The sequence below is a fragment of the Streptomyces sp. NBC_00299 genome, assembly GCF_036173045.1.
GTDB lineage: Bacteria > Actinomycetota > Actinomycetes > Streptomycetales > Streptomycetaceae > Streptomyces > Streptomyces machairae.
On the sequence record NZ_CP108039.1, the window covers coordinates 3,904,478 to 3,928,238 of the forward strand.

The 23,761-nt window shown below is 71.3% G+C and carries 21 protein-coding genes; 9 read left to right on the forward strand and 12 right to left on the reverse strand.

Annotated elements, in window-relative coordinates:
- Positions 1-146: 146 nt before the first annotated feature.
- Both OHT51_RS16920 and OHT51_RS16925 read right to left on the reverse strand, forming a co-directional pair.
- Positions 147-1,367 carry a glutathionylspermidine synthase family protein gene (locus OHT51_RS16920; protein ID WP_328879784.1) on the reverse strand — a complete coding sequence of 407 codons (1,221 nt, stop codon included), beginning with the start codon at positions 1,365-1,367 and terminating at the stop codon, positions 147-149.
- Between the two features lie 30 nt (positions 1,368-1,397).
- Entirely contained in the window at positions 1,398-1,778 is a 381-nt protein-coding gene (locus OHT51_RS16925) for a hypothetical protein (protein WP_328879785.1), read from the reverse strand.
- Between the two features lie 186 nt (positions 1,779-1,964).
- Here OHT51_RS16925 and OHT51_RS16930 point away from each other — a divergent pair, with 186 nt between their 5' ends.
- On the forward strand, positions 1,965-2,843 hold the full coding sequence (locus OHT51_RS16930; protein WP_328879786.1) for a hypothetical protein: 879 nt from the start codon (positions 1,965-1,967) through the stop codon (positions 2,841-2,843).
- Between the two features lie 229 nt (positions 2,844-3,072).
- Here OHT51_RS16930 and OHT51_RS16935 read toward each other — a convergent pair whose 3' ends face one another.
- Positions 3,073-4,674: an aminotransferase-like domain-containing protein gene (locus OHT51_RS16935; protein ID WP_328879787.1), complete on the reverse strand. Its 1,602-nt coding sequence runs from the start codon at positions 4,672-4,674 to the stop codon at positions 3,073-3,075.
- 47 nt (positions 4,675-4,721) lie between these two features.
- Here OHT51_RS16935 and OHT51_RS16940 point away from each other — a divergent pair, with 47 nt between their 5' ends.
- The 3 genes from OHT51_RS16940 to OHT51_RS16950 all read left to right on the forward strand — a co-directional run bounded on the left by OHT51_RS16940 (position 4,722) and on the right by OHT51_RS16950 (position 6,546).
- Positions 4,722-5,300: a carboxymuconolactone decarboxylase family protein gene (locus tag OHT51_RS16940; RefSeq protein WP_328879788.1), complete on the forward strand. Its 579-nt coding sequence runs from the start codon at positions 4,722-4,724 to the stop codon at positions 5,298-5,300.
- A gap of 86 nt (positions 5,301-5,386) precedes the next feature.
- Positions 5,387-5,788: a carboxymuconolactone decarboxylase family protein gene (locus OHT51_RS16945; RefSeq protein WP_328879789.1), complete on the forward strand. Its 402-nt coding sequence runs from the start codon at positions 5,387-5,389 to the stop codon at positions 5,786-5,788.
- Between the two features lie 20 nt (positions 5,789-5,808).
- On the forward strand, positions 5,809-6,546 hold the full coding sequence (locus tag OHT51_RS16950; RefSeq protein ID WP_328879790.1) for an isocitrate lyase/PEP mutase family protein: 738 nt from the start codon (positions 5,809-5,811) through the stop codon (positions 6,544-6,546).
- Positions 6,547-6,549: 3 nt separating this feature from the next.
- Here the strand turns inward: OHT51_RS16950 and OHT51_RS16955 are convergent, their stop codons facing one another.
- The 5 genes from OHT51_RS16955 to OHT51_RS16975 all read right to left on the reverse strand — a co-directional run bounded on the left by OHT51_RS16955 (position 6,550) and on the right by OHT51_RS16975 (position 13,718).
- On the reverse strand, positions 6,550-7,530 hold the full coding sequence (locus tag OHT51_RS16955) for an ABC transporter substrate-binding protein (RefSeq protein ID WP_328879791.1): 981 nt from the start codon (positions 7,528-7,530) through the stop codon (positions 6,550-6,552).
- A 1-nt stretch (position 7,531) separates the two neighbouring features.
- A complete protein-coding gene (locus tag OHT51_RS16960; RefSeq protein WP_328879792.1) occupies positions 7,532-9,481 on the reverse strand; it encodes an ABC transporter permease in 1,950 nt (649 codons plus the stop codon).
- Positions 9,481-10,599 (reverse strand): quaternary amine ABC transporter ATP-binding protein, encoded by a 1,119-nt coding sequence (locus OHT51_RS16965; RefSeq protein WP_328879793.1) that lies wholly within the window; start codon positions 10,597-10,599, stop codon positions 9,481-9,483. The genes OHT51_RS16960 and OHT51_RS16965 overlap by 1 nt, the downstream gene beginning before the upstream one ends.
- Positions 10,599-12,128, reverse strand: coding sequence for a GMC family oxidoreductase (locus OHT51_RS16970; protein WP_328879794.1), 1,530 nt, complete (start codon positions 12,126-12,128; stop codon positions 10,599-10,601). The genes OHT51_RS16965 and OHT51_RS16970 overlap by 1 nt, the downstream gene beginning before the upstream one ends.
- Before the next feature lie 63 nt (positions 12,129-12,191).
- A complete protein-coding gene (locus OHT51_RS16975) occupies positions 12,192-13,718 on the reverse strand; it encodes an aldehyde dehydrogenase family protein (RefSeq protein WP_328879795.1) in 1,527 nt (508 codons plus the stop codon).
- Positions 13,719-14,007: 289 nt separating this feature from the next.
- On the opposite strand from OHT51_RS16975, the gene OHT51_RS16980 reads away from it, so the two are divergent.
- Positions 14,008-15,291 (forward strand): YhgE/Pip domain-containing protein, encoded by a 1,284-nt coding sequence (locus OHT51_RS16980; RefSeq protein ID WP_328879796.1) that lies wholly within the window; start codon positions 14,008-14,010, stop codon positions 15,289-15,291.
- 39 nt (positions 15,292-15,330) lie between these two features.
- On the opposite strand, the gene OHT51_RS16985 is transcribed toward OHT51_RS16980, so the two are convergent.
- Complete coding sequence (locus OHT51_RS16985) at positions 15,331-15,753, reverse strand: hypothetical protein (protein WP_328879797.1); 423 nt, start codon at positions 15,751-15,753, stop codon at positions 15,331-15,333.
- A 138-nt stretch (positions 15,754-15,891) separates the two neighbouring features.
- On the opposite strand from OHT51_RS16985, the gene OHT51_RS16990 reads away from it, so the two are divergent.
- The gene (locus OHT51_RS16990) at positions 15,892-16,782 is read left to right on the forward strand and encodes a bifunctional helix-turn-helix transcriptional regulator/GNAT family N-acetyltransferase (protein ID WP_328879798.1); all 891 of its coding nucleotides are present in this window, start codon (positions 15,892-15,894) and stop codon (positions 16,780-16,782) included.
- 50 nt (positions 16,783-16,832) lie between these two features.
- Here the strand turns inward: OHT51_RS16990 and OHT51_RS16995 are convergent, their stop codons facing one another.
- The 3 genes from OHT51_RS16995 to OHT51_RS17005 all read right to left on the reverse strand — a co-directional run bounded on the left by OHT51_RS16995 (position 16,833) and on the right by OHT51_RS17005 (position 20,009).
- Entirely contained in the window at positions 16,833-17,579 is a 747-nt protein-coding gene (locus OHT51_RS16995) for a hypothetical protein (RefSeq protein ID WP_328879799.1), read from the reverse strand.
- Positions 17,580-17,720: 141 nt separating this feature from the next.
- A complete protein-coding gene (locus OHT51_RS17000; RefSeq protein WP_328879800.1) occupies positions 17,721-18,104 on the reverse strand; it encodes a hypothetical protein in 384 nt (127 codons plus the stop codon).
- 60 nt (positions 18,105-18,164) lie between these two features.
- A complete protein-coding gene (locus OHT51_RS17005) occupies positions 18,165-20,009 on the reverse strand; it encodes a hypothetical protein (protein WP_328879801.1) in 1,845 nt (614 codons plus the stop codon).
- Positions 20,010-20,274: 265 nt separating this feature from the next.
- On the opposite strand from OHT51_RS17005, the gene OHT51_RS17010 reads away from it, so the two are divergent.
- The 3 genes from OHT51_RS17010 to OHT51_RS17020 are packed head-to-tail and all read left to right on the forward strand — an operon-like array spanning position 20,275 to position 23,758.
- A complete protein-coding gene (locus tag OHT51_RS17010) occupies positions 20,275-20,658 on the forward strand; it encodes a CU044_2847 family protein (RefSeq protein ID WP_328879802.1) in 384 nt (127 codons plus the stop codon).
- Positions 20,631-22,811 (forward strand): VMAP-C domain-containing protein, encoded by a 2,181-nt coding sequence (locus OHT51_RS17015; protein WP_328879803.1) that lies wholly within the window; start codon positions 20,631-20,633, stop codon positions 22,809-22,811. Before OHT51_RS17010 ends, OHT51_RS17015 begins: the two co-directional genes overlap by 28 nt.
- Entirely contained in the window at positions 22,808-23,758 is a 951-nt protein-coding gene (locus OHT51_RS17020) for an AAA family ATPase (RefSeq protein WP_328879804.1), read from the forward strand. The genes OHT51_RS17015 and OHT51_RS17020 overlap by 4 nt, the downstream gene beginning before the upstream one ends.
- Positions 23,759-23,761 lie beyond the last annotated feature (3 nt).

The following is a 23,761-nucleotide window of genomic DNA, read 5'->3' on the forward strand; positions in this document are numbered from 1 at the left end:
CGCCGCCGGCCGTCCGGTTTCCGCCGGAAGCGGATAGCCGCTCGGGAGGCTCCGCGGCGATGCCGCAGCGACGGCTGGCCCGGCCGGCCCACGCCTTCAGAGGCTCCCGTGCGGTCAGAGAATCACGGTCAGAGGACCACGTGCGGTCAGAGGATCACGTGTGGGAGGAAGCGTGCGTACTCGTCCGTGATCAGGCCGGACGACTCGCGGATGCCCAGGCCCGCCGACTCGTCCTCGACGACCCACGCGCCGAGGACGACGTGGTTGCCGTCGAAGGTGGGGAGCGGGGCCAACTGCTGATAGCAGCAGGGCTCTTCACGGGCGGCCGGGGCGGCGGGTTCCGCGGCGTCGGGGCCGGTGGTGTTCGAGGGCATCGGCTCGTGGACGGTCACCCCGGCGCCCTCCCGGCCCAGCAGGGGCTTGGCGACGTAGCCCGTCGTCGTCGCCAATTCCCGTGGCCCGTCGAGATGGGCGGCAAGCAGGTTCGGGTGGTCCGGGTAGAGCTCCCAGAGGATGGCGAGGAGGGCCTTGTTGCTGAGGAGCATCTTCCAGGCGGGCTCGATCCACAGCGTCGAGCCGGTGCCGCCGCCGTTGTCGAGGGTGCCGAGGACGTGGTCGGCGAAGCGGTCGGTGGTGAGCCACTCCCAGGGGTACAGCTTGAAGCAGCTGCGGATGAAGCGCAGTCGGGTGTCGACGAAGCGGCCGGAGAGGCGGTCCCAGCCGATCTCCTCCATGGAGATCCAGCCGGTGTCCAGCCCCGCCTGCTCCGCGGTCTCCTTCAGATAGGCGACGGTCATCATGTCCTCGCCGAGTTCGTCGGCGGAGGAGTACGCGAAGTACAGGGGGCTGCCCGGCGGGAGCAGGGCGGACTGCTTCTTCCAGGCGGCGATGAGGCGTTCGTGGAGGGAGTTCCACTGGTCGGCGCCGGGGAAGCGTTCCTCCATCCAGAACCACTGGGGCGAGGCGGCCTCGACGAGGGACGTGGGGGTGTCGGCGTTGTACTCCAGGAGTTTCGCCGGGCCGGTGCCGTCGTAGCGGAGGTCGAAGCGGCCGTAGACGGAGGGCAGTTCGGCGCGGCGGTGCCAGGCTTCGGTGACCGCGTGCACGATGCGCGGATCGGTGATGCCGAGGTCGGCGAAGCGGTTCTCGGCGACGATGTGCTCGGCCGCCGTCAGGCACATGCGGTGGAGTTCCTCGACGATCTCCTCCAGCGCCTCGACCTCCTCCAGGGAGAAGACGTAGTAGGCGCTCTCGTCCCAGTACGGGCGCAGGGAGTTGTCGGGGTGGCGGGTGAGGGGATAGATGAGCCCCTGCTCCTCGACGGTCTGCTGCCAGCCGGGGCGGGGGGTCGTCGTGCGGCGCTCCATCTTCTACGGGTCCGGTTCTACGGGGCCGGCTCAGCCGCCGCTGCTGCCCGAGCCCGAGCAGCCGAAGCCGCCGCGGTCGACGGCCTCGCTGCGGCTGAAGGTGCCGTAGTCGGCGCGGCCCCTGGAGACGTCGGCGTCGTAGTACCAGGCGGCGTCCGCGCTGCCGGTCTTCTTCTTGCCGCCCTTGCCGCCCTTGTTGCTATTGCCGCTGTTGCCGTACGCGGTGCTCGAACCCGTGCCGGACTTGCAGTTCTTGTCCGCGACGACCTTGTAGCCCTCGTAGGTGTAGCTGTCGCGGTCGACGCAGCGGCGGTCCGGGTCCGAGCTGCATGAGGTGAGGGCCGCGGCAATGACTCCCATGCCGCCGAGTACGACTGTGCTGGAGCGCAGCCTGCGTCGTGTTTCCGCCATGTGGGTCTCCCCCGAGGTTCCCGTTGTTCCCGTTGTTCCCGGTCAATCCGACGGATCCGATGGACCCGATGAATCCGATGATCCGGTTGTTGCTCGTCCGGCGGACAGCCTAGAGATCGTTTCGTGTGGGGCTGTCGGGGGGCTGCCCTTCGGCCGCTCACCTAGAGTCGCTTTGTGCTGTTTGGGATGTTGTGTGCGCTGGGTGCGGCGGTCTGTTTCGGTACGGCCACCGTCCTTCAGGCGATGGCCGCGCGGACGGCGAGTGCGCAGGGCGGCCGGGGCGGCGAGGCGGGGGTGCTGCTGCGGGCGCTTCGGCAGTGGCGGTATCTGGCCGGGCTGGCCCTGGACGGGCTGGGGTTCGTGTTGCAGGTCGTCGCCCTGCGGTCGCTTCCCATCTACGCCGTCGGGGCGGCGTTGGCGTCCAGTCTCGCGGTGACGGCGGTCGTCGCGGCGCGGTTGCTGCGGGTGCGGTTGCGGCGCAGCGAGTGGGCCGCGGTGGGGGTGGTGTGTGCCGGGCTCGCGATGCTGGGGCTCGCTTCGGGCGCGGAAGGGGATCGGGAGGGGTCGGACGCGCTCAGGTTCGCGATGCTCGGGGTGGCTTTGGCGGTGCTGGGGGTCGGGCTGGCGGGTGGGCGGTTGCCGGAGCGGGGGCGGGGGTTGGTGCTGGGGTTGGCCGCGGGGTTCGGGTTCGGGGTGGTGGAGGTGGCTGTGCGGTTGATCAACTCGGTGGCGGTGCCGGAGCTTTTGGCCAATCCGGCGACGTATGCGCTGTTGCTGGGGGGTGGGGCTGCGTTTCTGGCCTTGACGTCGGCATTGCAGCGGGGGTCTGTGACGACTGCGACGGCGGCGATGGTGATCGGGGAGACGGTGGGGCCGGCACTGGTGGGGGTGGTGTGGTTGGGGGATCGCACGCGGGAGGGGTTGGCCTGGCTGGCGGTGCTGGGGTTTGTGGTGTCGGTGGTGGGGGCGTTGGCGTTGGCGCGGTTCGGGGAGGCGCCGGTTGCCTCCGGCGGGGAAGGAGACGGGTACGGGGACGGGGAGGGGCGGGCTCGGGTGGCCGACTGAGCTGTCAGCCCTGAACGAGCCTCGTCCTCAAACGCCGGACGGGCCGAAATGCCTGGACCGGCGCCGCACACCACGGCTCACGCCCGGCACCCCACACCTCGTGCCCCGTGCCCCGCACTCCGCACCTCGTACCCCCCGTGCCCCTTGCCCCTTGCCCCGTGCTCCGCACCCCGCACCCCGCACCCCGCACCCAGCACCCAGCCCCCCAGCCCCCAGCAAACCCTCCCCCTCACGGCAACACCCTCCCCAAGGCCTCCAACGCCCCCGCCCACGCATGATCCGGCGGTGTCCCGTACCCCACGACCAGGGCGTCCAGCGGGGGCACCGTCGCCGACTCGTGGCGGTAGGCGGTCAGGCCGTGCAGGGCCAGGCCCTGCCAGGTTGCTGCCTGGGTGACGGACTGTTCCGTGCCGGGTGGGAGGCGGAGGACGGCGTGGAGGCCGGCGGCGATGCCGGTGACCTGGAGATGGGGGGCGTGGGTGGCGATGGTGCGGACCAGGGCGTCTCTGCGGCGGCGGTAGCGCAGGCGGGCGGCGCGGACGTGGCGGTCGTAGGCGCCGGAGGTGAGGAACTCAGCCAGGGTCAGCTGGTCCGGGGCGCCGCACGTGTCCACGCCGCCCTTCGCCTCCGTCACCTCCTCCAGCAGGGCCGGCGGCACCACCATCCAGCCCAGGCGCAGGCCAGGGGCGAGGGACTTGCTGGCCGTGCCGAGGTAGACGACGCGGTCGGGGTCGAGGCCCTGGAGTGCGCCGACGGGCTGGCGGTCGTAGCGGAACTCGCCGTCGTAGTCGTCCTCCAGGACCACTCCGCCGGTGCGGCGCGCCCAGTCGACCACCGCCGCCCGGCGGTCGCGGTGCAGGGGCACTCCCATCGGGAACTGGTGGGCGGGGGTGAGCAGGACCGCCCCCTCATCGCTCAACTGCCCCGGGTTCGTGCCCAGTTCGTCGAAGGGCAGCGGGGTGGTGGACAGGCCCGCTCTCGTCAGCTGCCTCCAGTGGGGTGGCAGGCCGTACGACTCCACCGCCACCGTCTTCAGGCCGCGCGCCCGTAGCACGGTGGCGAGCAGATGCAGGCCGTGAGCGAAACCGGCACACACGATGATGTGGTCGGGGTCGGCGCGGACTCCGCGGGCTCGGGAGAGGTAGCCGGCGAGGGCGGTGCGCAACTCGCCGCGGCCGCGCGGGTCGCCGTAGCCGAGGGCGTGGTTCGGGGCGGCGAGGAGGGCACGGCGGGCCGCCTTGAGCCACTCCGTGCGGGGGAAGGCGGAGAGGTCGGGGGTGCCGGGGACGAGGTCGTAGGCGGGGCGGGGGCGCTCCGGACGGGGAGTCGTGAAGGATCGGGCGGGGGCGTGAGGTGGGGCGATCGCGCGGGGGGCGGTGCCGACACCGCCAGGGGCGGACGCGGCACCGGGGGCGGACACGGTGCCGGGTGCTGATCCGGTGCCGGGTGCTGATCCGGCGCCGCGTGCGGGCCTTGCGCCGGAAGCGGGCCCTGCGCCCGATGCCGTCGCCCCTCCCGTCGCCCCTCCCGTCACCCCTCCCATCGCCCCTCCCGTCGGCGGGATCACCTCCCGGTCGGCCACCCTCGTGCCCGATCCCTGGCGGGCGGTGAGCCAGCCCTCGGCCACCAGTTCGGCGTAGGCCTCGGCGACCGTGTTGCGGGCGATGCCCAGGTCGGCGGCGAGGGAGCGGGAGGAGGGCAGGCGGGTGCCCGGGGCGAGGCGGCCGGTGCGGACGGCTTCGCGCAGGGCGTCTGTCAGGCCCCGGCGCAGGCCCCCTCCCGCGGGTTCCAGGTGGAGGTCGACGCCCAGAGTGGCCCAAGGTTTCGGCATGGAAGTGGACCATACTCCTGGGCTGCTTCGCTCCTAGGGTCGAGATCATGACGACGACGGACACGACCTTGACCTCGACCTCGACCAGTACCCCGGCCTCGGCCTCGACCCCGGCCTCGACGATCGAGTACGCCCCCGAACGCCCCGCCCGCCTGCAGTGGGCCCAGCTCGCCCCCGACGTCTACAAGGCGATGATCCGGCTCGACACCGCCGCCAAGCAGGGCCTGGACCACAGGCTGTACGAGCTGGTGAAGATCCGCGCGTCGCAGATCAACCACTGCGCGTTCTGCGTCGACATGCACAGCAAGGACGCGATCGCGGCGGGTGAGAGCGTCGAGCGGGTCATCCAGCTCAGCGCCTGGGACGAGTCGCGGCACTTCTACACCGAGAAGGAGATCGCCGCCCTGGAGCTGACCGAGGCGGTGACCGTCCTGACGGACGGCTTCGTGCCCGACGAGGTGTACGAGCGGGCCGCCAAGCACTTCGAGGAGGCCGAGCTGGCTCAGTTGATCTCGGCGATCGCGGTAATCAATGCGTGGAACCGGTTCGGCGTGACCTTCCGCATGGCCCCCGGGCACCACCAGCCCGCCCAGCACGCAGCCGCGGGCTCGGTCGGGCACAAGTGACCGCCCAAGCAGCCCAAACAGCCCAAACAGCTCAGACAGCCCAAACGCTCCGGACCCGGCATCTCGACCAAGCCGTCGGGCAGGCCATGTCCGCCCTCAGCGCCACCGCGAAGAAGGGGCTCGGCGACCCCGCTCTCGCCGAGCTCGTCGTGATCCGGGCCTCGCAGCTCAACCACTGCGCCTTCTGTCTGGACATGCATCTCACCATCGCCCGCAAGTACGGCGTGAGTGAGCGGCAGCTCGATCTGCTGGCCGCCTGGGAGGAGGCCGAGGACGTCTACGACGAGCGGGAACGAGCCGCGCTCGCGCTGACCGAGGCCGTCACGGTCCTCACGGACGGCTTCGTGCCGGACGATGTGTACGAGCGGGCCGCCGCGCACTTCGACGACTCCGAACTCGCCCATCTCATCGCGCTGATCGCCGCCATCAACAACTGGAACCGGGTGATGGTCGCCCGCCGCATTCCACCAGGGGGATACCCGACGTGACCGAACGACGGACGGAAACCGTGAGCAAGGTCGATGCCTTACGAGCACTGCACCGGCGCCGCTCCCAAGGCGACCCGCTGGTCCTGCCCGGCCCCTGGGACGCCGCCAGCGCCCGTGTCTTCGTCGAGGCGGGGTTCCCTGCGCTCACCACGCCGAGTGCGGGTGTCGCCGCCTCCCTGGGCCACGAGGACGGGCAGACCCCGGCCGACGAGATGTTCGCGGCGGTCGCGCGGATCGTACGGGCGGTCGACGTGCCGGTGTCGGCGGACATCGAGGGCGGATACGGGATCGCGCCGAAGGAGCTGGTGGAACGGCTGCTGGAGACCGGGGCCGTGGGGTGCAACCTGGAGGACTCCGAGGGCGGGGTCCTGAAGGATCCGCGCCGGCACGCCGAGTGGCTCGCCGAGGTGCGGCACGCCGCCGCCGACCGGCTCTTCGTCAACGCCCGGATCGACACCTTCATCCGGGCACGTCAGGACGCCGACCCCAAGAAGGCCGCCGAACAGACCATCGAGCGCGCCGCCCTGTATGTCGTGGCCGGCGCCGACTGCGTCTATCCGATCGGCGCCCCCGTGGACGTACTGCCACTGCTGCGGTCCGGCATCCAGGGGCCGATCAATGTGCACGGCACGGTGACCGGCGGCCCCTCGCCCGCCGAACTCGGCGAACTCGGGGCCACCCGCATCACGTTCGGGCCGGGACTCCACCGCACCGCCACCCAGGCGCTGCGCCGCATCGCGGCCGACCTCACGACGTGAAGGTCAGGACAGCCACGCCTTCCATGTGGACTCGTGGCTGTCCACCCACTTCTTCGCCGCCTCCTCGGGCGACATCTTCTGGTCGGCGATCATCAGGGAGACCTCGTTCTGGTCCTCGGTCGTCCACTTGAACTTCTTCAGCAGGGCCGCCGCCTTGCCGCCCTCCTTCGAGAAGTCGGCGTTGAGGTACTTCTGCAGCGGGGTGTGCGGATAGGCGCAGGCGACCTTGTCCGGGTCCGCGTCGCAGCCCTCCTTGTACGCGGGTAGCTTCACTTCGGTCATCGGGACCTTCTTGAACAGCCACTGCGGTGAGTACCAGTACGTCAGGAAGGGCTTCTTCTCCTTGGCGAACTGCTTGATCTGTGTGATCTGCGCGGCCTCCGAGCCGGCGAACACGACCTGGTAGTCCAGGTCGAGGTTCTTCACCAGCGCCTTGTCGTTGGTGACGTAGGAGGGCGAGCCGTCCATCAGCTGGCCCTTGCCGCCGCTCTCGGCGGTGCGCATCTGCTCGGCGTACTTGTTGAGGTTCTTCCAGTCGGTGACGTCCGGGTGCTGCTTGGCGAAGTACGTCGGGACGTACCAGCCGATGTGCCCGGTGACCCCGAGGTCGCCGCCGGGCACGATCGTCTTCTTGTCCTTGACGTACCGCTGCTCCTCCTCCGGGTGGCCCCAGTCCTCCAGGAGCGCGTCGACGCGGCCCTGACTGAGGGCGTCCCAGGCGGGCACCTCGTCGATCTGCACGGTGTCGACGCGGTAGTCGAGCTCGTGCTCCAGCAGGTACTGCACGACGGCCACGTTGGCCTGCGCGCCGACCCAGGACTGGACGGACAGCGTCACGGACTTGGCGCCCTGCGCGTTGGCGAACGGCGAGGCCTGCTTGGTCATGTCGGCCGCGCCGCAGCCGGTCAGCAGCGCCAGCGAGGACACGCCGGCCACTACGGCAGTCGTACGAAACGTACGAGTACTACGCATACGAAGTCGCATGTCACGCTCCCTTCTTCGCGCGGCGTTCCGTCGGCTGTGTCACGCGGTCCAGCATCAGGCCCAGGCAGACGATCGCGGCGCCGGCCACCAGACCGGTCGCGAGGTCGCCCTGCGCGAGTCCGGCGACGACCTCGTAGCCGAGCGCGCCACCGCCGACCAGGCCGCCGATGATGACGACGGCGAGGACCAGGACCACGCCCTGGTTGACCGCGAGCAGCAACGCCGGCCGGGCGAGCGGGATCTGGACCTGCCGCAGCTGCTGGGCGGGGGTCGCGCCGAGTGAGCGGGCGGACTCCAGGGCGGCCGGGTCGACCTGGCGCAGGCCCTGGGTGGTGATGCGGACCACGGCGGGCAGGGCGTAGACGACGGCTGCGGCGACCGCGGGTGCGCGGCCGACGCCGAACAGCGCCACCACCGGGATCAGGTACACGAACTGCGGCATCGTCTGGAAGACGTCCAGGACGGGCCGCAGCAGACGTTCGACGCGGTCGCTGCGGGCCGCCGCGATGCCGGTCGCGAAGCCCAGGACCAGCGTGACGGCGACGGCCGCGAGGACCTGGGAGAGGGTGTCCAGCGACGGGCCCCACACGCCCAGTACGCCGATCGCGGCCATGGCGAGCACGGCGGTCAGCGCGGTGCGCCAGGTGCCGATCAGCCAGGCGAGGGTGGCGACGATGAGCAGAACCGACCACCAGGGCAGCCACTGCAGGCCGTCGCGCACGGGGTCGAGGACCCAGGTGGTGAAGTGGGCTGCCCAGTCGGCGGTGCCGCCGATGACGGGGACGCCGGAGTAGAGGTGCGCGGTCATCCAGTCGACGGCGCGGTTGACCGGCTCGGCGATGTTCAGCGCCCAGGCGTCGGGCCAGTCGAGGCGGCCCAGGAGACGTCCGGCGACGGCTACGGCTACGGCGGCGCCCAGGGCGTACAGCCAGCGCGCCCGGCCGTTCGGCTGAGGCTCGTCTCCGAGGCTCTCCCCGGCCGCGCAGGTCACCCGGTCCAGTACGACGGCGAGGAGCACGATCGGGATGCCGGCCGCGAGCGCCGCGCCGACGTCGACCGAGGCCAGCGCCTGGTAGACACGGTCACCGAGGCCGCCGGCGCCGATGACGGAGGCGATGACCGCCATCGACAGCGCCATCATGATCGTCTGGTTGAGGCCGAGCAGGAGCTCCTTGCGGGCCAGCGGGATGCGGGCGGTCAGCAGGCGCTGCCGTGCGGTGGCGCCGAGCGACGCGACCGCCTCCAGCACCTCCTTGTCGGCGCCGCGCAGGCCGAGGGCGGTGAGGCGGGCCATCGGCGGGGCGGCGTAGACGACGGTGGCCAGGACGGCCGCGGGGACGCCCATGCCGAAGACCAGGACGACGGGGAGCAGGTAGGCGTACGCCGGGAGCACCTGCATGGTGTCCAGGACGGGACGCAGGACCCGGTCCATACGGTCGGACAGTCCGGCGGCGAGGCCCAGCAGCATGCCCACGACGACCGAGGCGAGGACCGCCACGACCATCAGCGCGAGGGTCTGCATGGTCGGGATCCACATGCCGAGGAACCCGCAGGCCAGGATCGCGGCACCGGTACCGGCGGCGAGCCTCCAGCCCGCGACGCGCCAGGCGATCAGGGACGCGGCGGCCGTGACACCGGCCCAGCCGGCGGCGAGCAGCACCAGGTACACGGCGCGTACGCAGATCACGACCGCGTTGCTGAGGTGCCCGAAGAAGTAGACGAACAGCGGGTGGCTGTCCCGGTTGTCGATGATCCAGACGCTGGCCTTGGTGAGCTGGTCGGAGAAGTCGACGGTCAGCGCGGAGGGCCAGGTGCCGCTCGCCCAGCGGGCGTTCGCCAGCGGCACGAGGATCGCGGCGGCGAGGACCAGCAGCAGGAGCTTGCGGACGACCGGGTGCTTGAGGACGCCGGGCGCGGTGGCCCGAGGGGCGGCGGCAGTGACGGTGGCCATCACGCCACCTCCTTACTCTTCTCCGCGCCCGCTGCGGACCTGTTCTCCGCACCCGCTGCGGCGGCACTGTGCGCCGCACCCGCCGAGGCACCCTGCTGCGTCCCCGCCACGACGCCGAGGAGCCGCTCGTGGTCGACGACTCCCAGGCACCGTCCGCCTTCCATGACCCGGGCCGGGGCACCGGTGCGCGCCACGGCCTCGATCGCCTCGGACACCGTCGCGTCCGGCGCGACCGCCGGACCGTTGCCGGTCTCGTCCGCCGACGCGGCCCGCATGGCCGACCGCACGGTCATGACCTGCTCGCGCGGGACGTCCCGGACGAACTCGCGGACGTAGTCGTCGGCCGGGGAGCCCACGATCTCCTCCGGCGTGCCCAGCTGGACGACGGCGCCGTCGCGCATCAGGGCGATACGGTCGCCGAGCTTCAGGGCCTCGCTGAGGTCATGCGTGATGAAGACCATCGTGCGGCCCTCCTCGCGGTGCAGGCGCACGACCTCCTCCTGCATGTCCCGCCGGATCAGCGGGTCGAGCGCGCTGAACGGCTCGTCGAAGAGCAGCACCTCCGGGTCCACCGCCAACGCCCGCGCGAGACCGACGCGCTGGCGCTGGCCGCCGGACAGCTGGCCCGGCCTGCGGTGCTCCATGCCCTCCAGGCCGACCTTGGCGACCACCTCGGCGGCCCGCTCCCGGCGCTCCGCCTTGCCGACGCCCTGGATCTCCAGGCCGTACGCCACGTTGTCCAGGACCGTGCGGTGCGGGAGCAGTCCGAAGTGCTGGAAGACCATCGCGGCGCGGTGGCGGCGCAGTTCGCGCAGCCGGGTCTTGTCCATGGCGCGGACGTCCTCGCCGTCGATGGCTATGGAGCCCGCCGTCGGCTCGATGAGCCGGGTCAGACAGCGCACCAGCGTGGACTTGCCGGAGCCGGACAGGCCCATGACGACGAAGACCTCGCCCTTGCGCACGTCGAAGGACACGTCCCGCACCGCCGCCGTGCAGCCGGTGCGCGCACGCAGCTCGGCGGGCGCGAGCGAGGCCAGCTCGGGGTCGGCGGGGACACGGTGCGCCTTCGGACCGAAGACCTTCCACAGACCTTCGACAGAGAAAACAGGGGTACTCATCACGCCTCACTTCCCATCAGGTCGACGGCCTTCTCCCCGACCATGAGCACCCCGATCATCGGGTTCACGGCGGTCATCGTCGGGAAGACGGAGGCGTCGGCGATACGAATTCCGTCCAGGCCGCGGATCCGCAACTGCGGGTCCACCACGGCCAGTTCGTCGTCGGCGGCGCCCATACGGCAGGTACCGGCCGGGTGGTACACGGTGTGCGCGACCTTGCGGGCGTACTCGCTCAGCTCCTCGTCGCCGGTGACGTCCGGGCCGGGGCACACCTCGCGCTTGAGCCAGTTGGCGAGCGGTTCGGTCTTCGCGATCTCGCGGGCGATGCGGATGCCGTCCACGAGGGTGCGGCCGTCGTAGTCGTCCTCGTCGGTGAAGTAACGGAAGTCGAGCGCCGGCTTCACGGACGGGTCGGCGCTGGTGAGGTAGAGCCGGCCGCGGCTCCTGGGCTTGGGGATGTTCGGGGTCATGGACACCCCGAACTCCGGCCGCTCGTAGCCCAGTCGTTCCGGGTTGTCCGTGAACGGGATCTGGTAGAAGTGGAACATCAGGTCCGGGCCCTGGTGTTCGGGGTCGCGGCGGACGAACAGGCCCGCGTCGGAGTCCATCGCGGAGTTGTCCGGGATCGGGCCGTCGGTCTCCCAGACGATCACCGACTCGGGGTGGTCGAGCAGGTTCTCGCCGACGCCCGGCAGGTCGTGGACCACCGGGATGCCCAGCTCGGCAAGGTCTTCCTTGGGCCCGATGCCGGAGTGCATCAGCAGCCGCGGCGAGTCGACGGCGCCGGCGCACAGGACGACCTCGCGCCGGGCGCGGACGAGGAGTTCCTCGCCGTCCTTGGTGCGCACGTGGACGCCCTCGGCGCGGGTGCCGTCGAGCTCCAGCTTGAACGCCCAGGTCTCCAGCAGGATCGTCAGGTTCTCGCGCTCGTCCATCACCGGGTGCAGATACGCCACCGACGCGGACGAGCGCTTGTTGTTCTCGGGGTGGTAGGCGAGGTCGAAGAAGCCGACGCCCTCGGTGAAGGGCTGCTTGTTGAAGCCCTCGACGCGCGGGACGCCGAGCGCGCCCTGGGCGGCGTCGACGAAGTCGCGGGCGATGGCGTTGCGGTCCTTCTCGTCGACCGGAACGACGTTGTTCTTCAGCCGGGCGTAGTACGCCTCCATCGGCACCGCGCCCCAGCCCGTGGCGCCGGCCTCCTCCCACTCGTCCCAGTCGGACGGCAGCGGCTTGAAGGCTATGAGGGTGTTGTGGCTGGAACACCCGCCGAGGACGCGGGCCCGGCTGTGCCGGATGTGCGAGTTGCCGCGTGGCTGCTCGGTGGTCGGGTAGTCGTAGTCCAGCTCGCCGCCGAGCAGGCCCATCCAGCGGCGCAGCGTGAGGACGTCGTCGCGGCCGACGTCGCTGGGTCCGCCCTCGATCACGGCGACCGTGACGTCGGGGTTCTCGGTGAGGCGGGAGGCGATGACCGAGCCGGCCGTGCCGCCGCCGATCACGACGTAGTCGTAGACATGGGTGCTCTGGGACATGGTGGGGGTGGCTCCAGGGGCGTGCGAGGTCTTACGGGGTTGAGAGGGGCGGGACCGGACCGGTCAGCCGGCGAACCAGCGGACCGGCTTCGGCGCGAGGTTCTGGTAGACGTGCTTGCTCTCGCGGTACTCGGCGAGTCCGGCGGGGCCGAGTTCGCGGCCGACCCCGCTCTTGCCGAAGCCGCCCCACTCCGCCTGCGGGAGGTAGGGGTGGAAGTCGTTGATCCAGACGGTGCCGTGCCGCAGCCGGCCGGCGACCCGGCGGGCGCGGCCCGCGTCGGCGGTCCAGACGGCGCCTGCGAGGCCGTACTCGGTGTCGTTGGCGAGGGCGATCGCCTCGTCCTCCGTGCGGAAGGTCTCGACGGTGAGGACCGGGCCGAAGACCTCCTCGCGCACGACGCGCATCTCGCGGTGACAGTGGTCGAGGACGGTCGGCTCGTAGAAGTAGCCGTTCACCGGGCGCTCCGACGACGGCTCGGGCCGCCTGCCGCCGGAGCGCAGCACCGCGCCCTCCTTGAGCGCCGAGTCGACGTACGCCTCGACCTTGGCGCGCTGCTGCTCGGAGACGAGCGGTCCGCACTCGACGCCGTCGGCGGTGCCGCGACCGAGCCGGATCCGGCCTGCCCTGCGGGAGAGTTCGGCGACGAAGCGTTCCCTGACGGACTCCTCGATGATGAGACGGCCGCCGGCCGAGCAGACCTGGCCGCTGTGGATGAAGGCGGCGTTGAGGGCCTGGTCGACGGCGGTGTCGAAGGCCTCGTCGGTGGCGCAGGCGTCGGCGAAGACGACGTTGGGGTTCTTGCCGCCGAGTTCGAGGGCGACCTTCTTGACGGAGGGCGCGGCGGCCTGGGCCACCTTCGTGCCGCTGACCAGGCCGCCGGTGAAGGAGACGAGGTCGACGTCGGGGTGCTCGGCGAGCCGCGCGCCGACGGTGTGGCCGGGCCCGGTCACGATGTTGGCGACCCCGGCCGGCAGCCCCGCCTCGACGAGCAGCTCGATCAGGGCGATGGTCGTCAGCGGGGTGATCTCGCTGGGCTTGACGACGAAGGTGTTCCCGGCGGCGAGGGCCGGAGCGATCTTCCAACTCGCCTGGAGGAGGGGGTAGTTCCAGGGGGTGATCAGCGCACAGACACCGACCGGCTCATGGACGACGACGCTGTGGAGGTCGGGCGAGCCCGCGTCGACGACCCGGCCCGGGGCCTCGGCGGCGACGAGGTCGGCGAAGTAGCGGAAGGCGTCGGCGACGCAGTCGATGTCGACCCGGCCCTCTTCGACGGTCTTACCGGCGTCGCGGCTCTCCAGCAGGCCGAGTTGCTCGCGGTCACGCGTCAGCAGGTCGGCGACGCGGCGCAGCAGGGCGGCGCGCTCGGCGACGGGCGTGCGCGGCCACTCGCCCTGACCGCCGTCGAAGGCACGGTGGGCTGCCGCCACCGCCAGATCGGTGTCCTTCTCGTCGCCCTCGGCGACCACGGCGAACGGCGTGGCGTCCGCGGGGTCGAGGATCTCGCGCGTCGCGCCGGAGACGGCCGCCCGCCACTCTCCTCCGATGTGGAGGGTGCCGCGCGCCTGGAGTTCCGTACTGTCCGCCATGATCGGTGTTGCCTTCCGTTCCTGTTCAGAGCCCCTGTGTCACACACGTGTCACTCACGGGACCGAGTGCGCCTGCCCCCGACCCCCGAATGCATGCGCGATCGGCGGTCGAAAGTGCGCTGCGTCACGGAAGATGCGAACAAAAGCGACAAAAGCCAGCGGATTCCTCCCCCGCTCGGCGCAGCGTGTCGGGGCGGGAGGCCGGCAGCGGCGGAGCTATCGTCGCGGTCCGACCGTCGACATCACGGCGAGGCCGGCGCGACGTCGGATCGGAGCCGGACGGAGTGCCATGACATCAGCGGGGTCCGGTCAGCAGCAGCCGCACGCACGCGCGGTCGTCGTCGCGCGGCACGGAAAGCTCTGGCTTGTGCCGACCGTCCTGTCGGCGCTGGTGGCACTGTTCCTGTCGCTGCTCTACATGGGCGGCATCGTCAATCCGAACGACAGCCTGCGTGATCTGCCGATCGCCCTGGTCGACGCGGACGAGGGCCCGCCGCTGCCGGGACAGCGGCAGCCCGTGGGGGCCCAGTTGAGCCGGGAGGTCATCGCGGCGACTCCGTCGAAGGCGGTGCAGTGGCGCAGGCTGAACCAGGCCCAGATGCAGGAGCAGTTGGCCGCGGGCAAGATCTACGGCGCCCTCGTCGTCCCGGCCGACTTCACCAAGTCGGTGGCGGCTCTGACGACCTCCCGTGCCACGGCACGGCCGGCCCTCACCATCCTCACCAACCCCGGCCTGGGAAGCCTCGGTTCGTCCCTGGCCAACCAGATCTCCCAGCGCGCCGCTCACCAGAGCTCCCTGAAGATCGGCCGTCAGCTGACCGACCAGGCAAAGGCCGGCGGTTCCGACGCGACGCTCCGCGCTCTGCTGGCCGACCCGGTCACCGTCACCACCCGGGTGGGCCACCCGATCGGCCGCCACAGCGGCCTGGGCCTGTCCGCCTTCTACTACACGCTGCTCCTGGTGCTCACCGCGTTCGTGGGCGGCAACATCATCAACAACGGCGTCGATGCGGGCCTGGGCTACACCGACAACGAGATCGGACCCTGGCACTCGCGACGCCCGACGGTCCCGATCAGCCGCACGCAGACCCTGTTGCTGAAAATGATCATGTCTGCCGGCATTGCCGTGCTCACCACCAGCCTGACCATGGTCGCCACGGTCGCGATCCTGGGCATGGACGCGTCGCATCTGCCGTTGCTGTGGATCTTCTCGTACTGCGCCAGCCTGGCCGTGGGCCTGGGCGTGCAGGCCATCAACGCGGCCTTCGGCGGAATCGGCCAGGTGGTGTCCATGTTCGTGTTCATCGCCCTGGCCCTCCCGTCCTCGGGAGCGACGGTACCCCTCCAGGCGGTCCCCGACTTCTACCGCTTCCTCGCCCTGTTCGAGCCGTTCCGCCAGGTGACCGACGGCGTGCGCGCCATCCTCTACTTCGACGCCCGCGCCGACGCCGGCCTGACCCGAGGCTGGACCATGATCGCCATCGGCCTCGCCGTCGCTCTGCTCTTCGGCTTCGCCATGACCCGCTACTACGACCGCAAGGGGCTGCACCGCCTGGTCCTCCAGGAAGCGTGAGTGGCGTGTGTGCCGCAGCCGCTGCCTTCGCCCGAGTGACTACATGGTGTGCAGGGGCTCCTTGAACGACTTGCGGAACACCGGCCCGGCGAAGGGAATGATCGGAGACATCATCTTCGCCTTGAGCGAGGTGGGATGCCGTTCGAGGTCGACGTCGATACGCGTGCCGTCATCCGTGGGAGTCATCTGGAACTCCCACCCACCCGAGCCGAAGGGCTTCGAGTCCCGGGTCGTGACGGTGACGTGGTTCGTCGACGGGTCCCATTCGTAGCGAGCACGCTCCCACGACTTCTCGTTTCCCTCGGTGACCTCGGCCCAGGTGTCCCCCCGCTCGTGGACCTGGAAGTGCTCGGCGTCGATGGAGGGCCACTCCTCGACGCGGGTGGGGCTGAAATTGGTCAGTACCCCCATGACCTCGGATGGGCTCATCGAGGAGTTCACGTGGAAATGCAGGGACGGCATGACCTGCTCCTTCGTTCGAGAAGACCGCTGAAGGACCACTTCTCAGGATGCACCTCCGCCCAGTGCAGCGCACCGGCAGGCTCGCGGCCCGGCCGGAGTATGGACGCCGACGAGGTCTTTGACTAAAGTCAAAGAAATATGGAGCCAGTGACGACGGACCATGTGACGGCCTTGCGCCGCTTCAACCGTTACTTCACGCGCCGCATCGGCGTACTGGACGACCACTACCTCGGCCAGGACCGCCCCCTCGGCGAGGCCCGGCTGCTGTTCGAGATCGGGGACGGCGCGTCCCTGCGGGAGCTCAGGAGCCGGCTCGGTCTGGACGCCGGGTATCTGAGCCGGATGGCCAAGACGCTGGAAGCCCAGGGCATGGTCAGGCTGAGCGCGCACCCGCAGGACAACCGGTCGCGCATGATCGAGCTGACCCCGGAGGGGCGGGTGGAGGTGACGGAGCAGGACCGGCGGGCGGACGTGGCCGCGGCCGGGCTGCTGGCCGGCCTGAGCGCACCGCAGCGCGCCGAACTGACCGGGGCGATGGCCACCGCCCAGCGGCTGCTGCGCCTCGCGGGCATCACCGTCGACCTCGTCGACGGCGCCGCACCGGACGCCCGGTCCTGTCTGGACGCCTACGCGGCGGACCTGGACGAGCGGTTCCCCGAGGGGTTCGACAAGGACGACCTCGTACGGCCCGAGGAGGTGTCCGGCGACGCCGGCGCGTTCTTCGTCGCCTACGAGGAACGCCGCCCCGTGGGCTGTGGAGCGCTACGGCGCCTCGAACCCGGCATCGGCGAGATCCGCCATGTCTGGGTGCACCCCGACGCCCGCCGCCTGGGCCTCGCCCGCCGTCTCCTCGCCGCCCTCGAACAGGCGGCCTCCGCACGGCACCTGACCGCCGTACGCCTGGACACGCACGCCGCGCTCACCGAGGCGCAGGCGATGTACCGGGCCTGCGGATACACGGACATCCCGGCGTATGACGACAACATCTATGCCAGCCACTGGTTCGAGAAGCGGCTGCCCTCCCCCTGACCGCCCGCTGCCCCACCGGCTGACCCGCCCACTGCCCGCCCCTGAAGGCTTCAGCTCGGCGTGAACGCCGCCCTGACCGTCTCCAGCGTCTCCTGCGTCCCGGGCCAGTCCTCCGTCGTGCCGCGCACGACCATCGCGTACAGGCGCCCGTCGTCGGTCTGGAAGACCCGGTCGACGGCCTTGACCCGCTCGCCGAGGTCCTTGCTGTCGTACTCGTAGACGAGTTCGCTCGCATACGTCTCGTCCGGGACGGCTCCCCGGCTGACCTGGGTGAAGCCGGGCTGCCCGGAGAGGCTGTCCACGGCGATGTCCAGGGCGTCGTCGGGGGTGTAGCCCGGTTCGACCACCTCGAAGATCTGCAGCAGGCCCAGTTCGTCGGGCGAGGTGTAGAAGACGACGGCTCCGCCCTTCTGCTCGCTGCGGGTCCAGTCCTCGGGGACGACGGTGGAGAAGCCCGAGGGATCCTCGACGGCCCGGAACCCGTCGGGCACCTCGGGCGACTCGGAGGCCGCGGTGAACGGGTCCTCTGAGGTGGGAACCGGGTCGGACGAGGCATCCGAGGGCGGTTCGGACCGGCCGTCCCGGGACGTGGTGGCCGTACTCGACGCGGCGCCGCCCGCCTTGTCGTCGTCCCCTGCCTGGTCCACCGCGAGCCAGGTCGCGAGCGCGGTGACCGCGACCGCCGCGCCGACCGCGCCGGCGATGGCCCTGTTCCGGCGACCACGCGGGGCCCCGGGCGGCGCGGCGGGCGGCTGCGGCCAGTCGGGGCCCGGGGCGGGCGGTAACGGCCCGCCCACCTGTTCCCCGGCGGGCCACTCCCCCGGCGGCGGCCTCTCGGGCGGCGGAGGCGGGGCGGAGGGACCGCCTGGGCCCGCCGGCTCCCACGACTGTGTGTCCTTGTTCCACCGGACCTCGCCGGCGCCCCCGCCGCGCATCGCTCAGCCCCCGATGAGGCCGGCCACGGCCGTGCCGAGGGCGGTCGCGGACGTGATCGCGCCGAGGACTCCGCTCGACGCCTCCAGGGCGGTGCGGAGCCGCTCCAGGACGCCGGGCTGGGCGCGGCCTGTGGTGGTCACCTGGCGCTCGGTCTCGTCCAGGCTCGCGGAGAGCTCCTCCGTCTCGGAGGTGGCGGGATACCTCTTCAGGTCCTCGCTGAGATCGCGGACGGCCTTCAGCAAGGCCTGATGCGACTCGTCGGCCGGCGCCGACATCGAGGTGTACGCGGCACTGGCACCGGCACCGACGGCGATGCCGTTGCCGGTGACGGATCCCCCGACGTACGTACCGGAGCCGGGTCCGTCGGCCGCTGGCGGCTGGTTCATGTGGTCCCTCCGTTGTCTGCTGCTGTTCGACGCGCTGATACGACGCACTGCTCCGACGCGCTATTTCGACGCGCCGCCGGCACCGGCCGACGAGGCCGGGGGCGGCTTGCCCGCCGGCGAGCCGACCTTGCTGTCCTTGCCGATCGCGATCCCGTTGCCCTGCACGTTGCCTCCGACGAAGGTCCCGCTGTTGTTGAACACGTTGGTGACCTTCTGCTCGAACTCGGCGACCTCGTACCCGGCGTTCCACAGCGCCTCGCCCACCCCGCTCGCGATCCGGTCCTGGATGGACTTGAGATAGCGGGCGATGTCCATCTCCTGGAAGAGGGTTGCCCGGTCGTCCGCGCCCAGTTCCCGCACGGAGGCACCGGGACCGTCCGGCAGCGTGTCCGCGTGGACGTCGGTGAGCTGCCGCCACGTCTGGGCGACGGCACGGGCGAGGACCCGCAGGGCGTCGCCGGTCGCGGCCGGGATGCGCAGCAACGCGAAGAGGTAGCGGCCGAAGCCGCCGCGGTGCAGATGCTCGTGCGCCTTCCTGTCAGCGGTGGCGAACAGCGCGTTGACCGGCGGCAGTACGTGCGGGGCGACCTCGAGCATCAGCATGCCGCCCTGGGTGTGGACCCGGACGAAGACGGTGACGACGATCTCCTCGTCCCACCCGCCGACGCGCACCCGCAGGAAGTGCCGCCGCTGCTCGCCGCCTTCCTCCACCGCGTCCGTGCGGTGCATCAGATACGTGTCCTTGGTGTACGGGAAGGCCATCCGCCCCGGCAGCCCCTCCGCGGGCAGGAACACGCACTCGTCCACGACGAGTTCGCGCAGCCGGTCCAGCACGGCGTCGGCGGCCTGCGGGGAGGTGCGCGCCGAGGGCTCCCGCAACTGCTCCACCAGGGGCTTGATCTTCTCCAGGACCGTGGCGTTGTCGAGCGGCTCCGCGGGCGTGGGCGTGGCGTCGGTCTTCGTGAGCGCGTCGAGGGGTGAGTCCCCGTCGCCGGCCGTGCGGGGGCGCAGTTCGATCGACAGGGACCACGGTTCGAAGGGCAGTCCCGCGCCGCGGAACGGCTCGGCCTTCGTGTAGAGGATGAGCGGCGCGTGCTGCTCCTGGCGGATACGCCGGCTCAGTTCGCCGAACCGAGGTGCGGATGCCGCCTCGGCCGGGTCGTCGGCGACGTTCGGGAAACGCTGCTTGGACAGCTCGCCCGCGATCGTGCGTGCGAACTGGCCCCGCTGTCCCACGCTGAGCAGGGCCAGCAGCAGTGGCAGCGCCAGCAGGCACGCGGCCGTGAAGCGTCCGGGTTCCGCGAGGGTCGCGTTCAGCAGGTCCAAGGGGGTGCCGAAATCGGCGCCGTCCGACGAGTCGAGGAAGCTGTCACCGGAACCACCGTAGGAGTCGGACGCGTACTCGTCCGGACCGGCGATGAGCAGCCGGAACAGGGTGACGTACACGAAGAGCAGGGTGAGACGCCCGTACCAGCGCAGTACGAAGGCGAGGAGCCGCCGGAACATGGCGAACTGCGGGAACTTCCCGTCGATGTCACGGCTGCCGCCCAGCCGGCGGCCCAGCGCGATCAGGAGGATCGGCCAGATCACCACGGTGATGTGGAACTTGGTGAGCGCGGCCACGACCACCCACAGGGCGATCATCCCTGCCGACCACGCCACTTCCTGGCGGCGGGAACGCAGGGCGTGGGCGAGGACGCGGGCCGCGTCGTAGCCGTAGGAGGGCGCGGCGAACCGCTCGCGGTGCACGTACAGTTCGTCGATCACCGCGTCCCGGTAGCCGACGTGCAGATACGTCCCCGCGCAGAGCAGGCGGCATGCCTCGCTCCGGGCCGGGTCGACCGGACGGCGCGGCCCGGATCTCGGCTCTTGCCCCCGCTGGGGCGGGAGCTGCGGCTGGGTCATGGATCGTCCCCCGATTCAGGAACCAGTCATGGCAGGTTGCCCTGTCATGGCGCGACCAACTCCCCCATCCTGCACAGGAGTTGATCGCATCAGGATCGACCAGCATAGGACACACGTGTGACAGGGGTCACCCGAAGCCGCGGTCTCCCCCCTTCCGCTCACGTTTCCTGCGCAGCGCCTGCACCAGGCCCGTACCGAGGGAGTGGGTCCGCGGTGAGTGGCGAACTTGGCCTCCTGTCACGGGAGTTCAGGCCACAATGTTGCGGTGTCCACCTTCTTGGAATCAGAGTTCGACGACGGAACGGCCGTAAGGTTCCTCGTCGCTCCAGCAGCGGCCACCGCACAACCCTCCGCGCAGGACGACGACCTGCCCGAGGGCATGGGGCGGGCCGTCCCCGTCGCCACGGGAGGGCGGGCCGCCGTCGTCAACCTCGCCGCAGCGACCTTGCGCGGGGCCCTCAGGCCGCTCGGGCCGCTGCTGCAGGAGGTGCACGACGTGGCGTCCTCCGTGCCGGATCCGCCGAGCGAGCTCAGCGTGACGTTCGGCGTCCAGGTCGGCCAGGACCTCAAGCTCGGGATCGTCGGTGGCAACGGGCAGGCGCACCTCACCGTCACCGCCAGTTGGAAGCCGTCACCCGGCGCGGAGTGATGGTGGACTGGTTCAGGCAGGTCGGGGCAGCGCCGGACACCGAGGGGAGATCCCGCGTCGCGTCGGTGCGCCGTACGACCGACGGTAAGACGGCCGGCGCGGCAGTCGCACTCGGCGGTGACGCGATGCTGACCTGCGCGCATGTCGTCAACGACGCCCTGGGCAGAGCGCTGTTCGAGACCCGGCCGCCCGGACTCGACCCGCTGTTCGTCGAGGTGCAGGGGGCGCGGAAGACGGAGCGGTACCCCGCGCGCGTGGCGCACTGGATCGCCCCACGCACACGCGAGGGCACGGCCGTGCGGGACGGCGACGGGGAGTGGCTCGGCGATCTGGCGGTGCTGCGGGTCGACGCGCCGCCCGTCGGCATGCCCGCGGCCGACCGGCGTACGGCCATGGTTCCCGGTCAGCAGGTGCGGGCCTGGCACGGCAGCGGGCACAGCGCGACCTTCGCCGATCTACGGGTCGCCGCCCTCGACGGCTCCGTCGGTTACCTCGACGGCAAGGCCACGGGCATGGCGGTCGGCCCCGGCTACAGCGGCGGCCCGTTGTGGTGCGAGGAGGACGGAGCCGTGGTCGGACTCCTCGCCGCGCATTTCATGCCGCCGTGCGATTCCGGCGGGGCCCCGCTTCCGCACAGCCCGCAGCACATGGTCCGACGCAGCTGGGCGATTCCCTGGCAGCAGGTCGAGGCCGAGTTGCGGCCCCTCGGCGTCCTCGCCGAGGAGGGTGCCGAGCCCGCCGATCCGGACGACCCCGCCTTCGGCATGCTCGTGACGGCAATCGGGAACGCCCTGCCGTCGCCGTACTCGCTCGGTGACACCGCCCGCCAACTGGCCCTCGCGTGCGGCGTCGCACAGGGAAGCCCGGTGAGCCCGCCCCCCATCGAGGAGTTCGCGGCGTTCCTGCTCCGCGATCGCCGCGCCCTGGCCGCCTTCACCGAGATCCTGCGCCCCAGGGACCCGATGGCGACCAACCGCGTGCTGGTCGCCGGCCGACTGTCGGAGACTCCGCTGCTGCTCTCACCGCGCGAACACCGTCGCCTCCACCAACTCCTGCGCAACGTCGACCGGTCGGTGCTCGACCGGTTCCCCGAGGCGGTGCGCGAGGCCACCAAGCGGGTCGCCGCCCTGACCGACGGCGCCACCCTGGACGTCCTGCTGGACGACCTGGAGAAGCTGCCCGGAGACGGCCACTCGGACGACGGCGAGACACGGGTTCCGGCCCTGCTGCGGGTCGTCGAGTACGTCGCCGCGCTGTGCCCGGCGCCCCGGCAGGCGGAGCTCCGGCTGTGGTCGGACGGCGTGGCGGGCCGGCTCGGTATCCCGGGCGCCGCCGTCAGGGAGCGGCGCTCGGACGCCCAGGACTGGGCCCGCGTGCTGCGCGGCAGTGTCCGGCGCAAGCGGGTCCTGGTCCAGGTGGCGCGGGCCGGTCGGGGGCGGCACCGGCTGCGCATCTGGTGCGACGAGGGCACGGGCCCACGGCAGGTGTCGGTCGACAGCGCCGCCTCGTACTCGGCGCCCGAGGCGGCACGCGAACTGCTGCGTGTCATGGAGTCCCTCACCCCCTCGGACCGTGACGTCGGCCGGCCGCTGGTGGAGGTGCTCGTGGACCGTGCCGACCTGAACCTGCCGATCGACGAGTGGGCGGCCCAGGTACCCGGCGAAGTCGTGCCGGGCATGCTGGGCGTGGAGTTCCCGCTGGTCGTGCACTGTCCGGAACTCCTGCGCCGGCACGAGCGTTTCCTACCCGACTGGCGTGAGCGGTGGAGCCAGCTCGACTCCGGAGAGACCCTGGTCGTATCGGACGCGTCGCAGGACCCGCATCAGATCTACTACGAGCTGATGGGCCGGCTCGACACGGTCCGGGTGTCCGTCGACGTGCCCCCGGGGCCGCGCGACGCGATCGTTCAGATCTGTCTCGCCGTGGGCATACCGGTGGTGGTGTGGGACCGCGGCCGGGACACCCCCTCGCATGTCACCAAGCACATGGCGGATGTCGCCACGCGTGAACTGCCCGACGGAGTGCGGGTCTACCGGGCCAACGCCCGGGGCACCCGCGCCCCCGATTTCCCCGGGCGCCCGGTCCTGGCCTGGGCGGACGCCGACCGTACGGTGCCCCGACTGCACCTGAGCGAACCACAGGAGAGCGCATGACCTCCGCTTCCGAGGCCGACTGGCGCCTCTTTCGCGGTAACGGCGTCCCCCGCGCCGTCACCCTGCCCTCGGCGCCGCCGTGGCGCCGGTTCAGCCCGGCTCCGGCCCTGCGCCCCGAACTGCCGTACCTGATCCAGCCGGAGCACGCCGACGTCGTCAACGCCGCCCTGCATCTGCGCCGACCGCTGCTGGTCACCGGGCCGGCCGGCACCGGTAAGTCGTCGCTGGCCCGGGCGGTCTCGCACGAGCTGCGGCTCGGCGAGCTGCTGCGCTGGTCCATCAACAGCCGGTCGACCGTACGCGAGGCGCTCTACCAGTACGACGCGATCGGCCGCCTGCGCGAAACCACGCTCAGCCGCGACCGGGGCGAAAGCGAGCCGTCGATCGGGACGTTCATCCGGCTCGGCCCGCTGGGCACGGCCCTGGTGCCGTCGGCCACACCGCGGGCGCTGCTGATCGACGAGATGGACAAGGGCGACGTGGACCTGCCCAACGACCTGCTCACCGTCTTCGAGGAGGGGTTCTTCGACATCCCCGAACTGACCCGGCTCCCCGAGGACATGGCGGATGTCGAGGTGCAGACCGCGGACCACCGGGGCTCGGTGACAGTTCACCAGGGCCGGATGCAGTGCGCCGAGTTCCCGGTCGTGGTCATCACCAGCAACGGCGAGCGCGAGTTCCCGCCGGCTTTCCTGCGCCGCTGTGTCCGCCTCGCTCTGCCGGTCCCCGACGAGGCACGGCTGCGCGCGATCGTCACGGCCCACCTCGGCGAGGAAGCCCTGCGCGACGCGGACGAACTCATCGAGGCCTTCCTGCGCCGCCGCGCCCCCGGCGAACTGGCCACCGACCAGCTCCTGAACGCGGTGTTCCTGCGTACCGGCGGTGTCGACCTGGACGCGGAGGGTTTGCTGGACGCCGTGCTGCACCAGCTGACCGGGGCGCTGTGACGG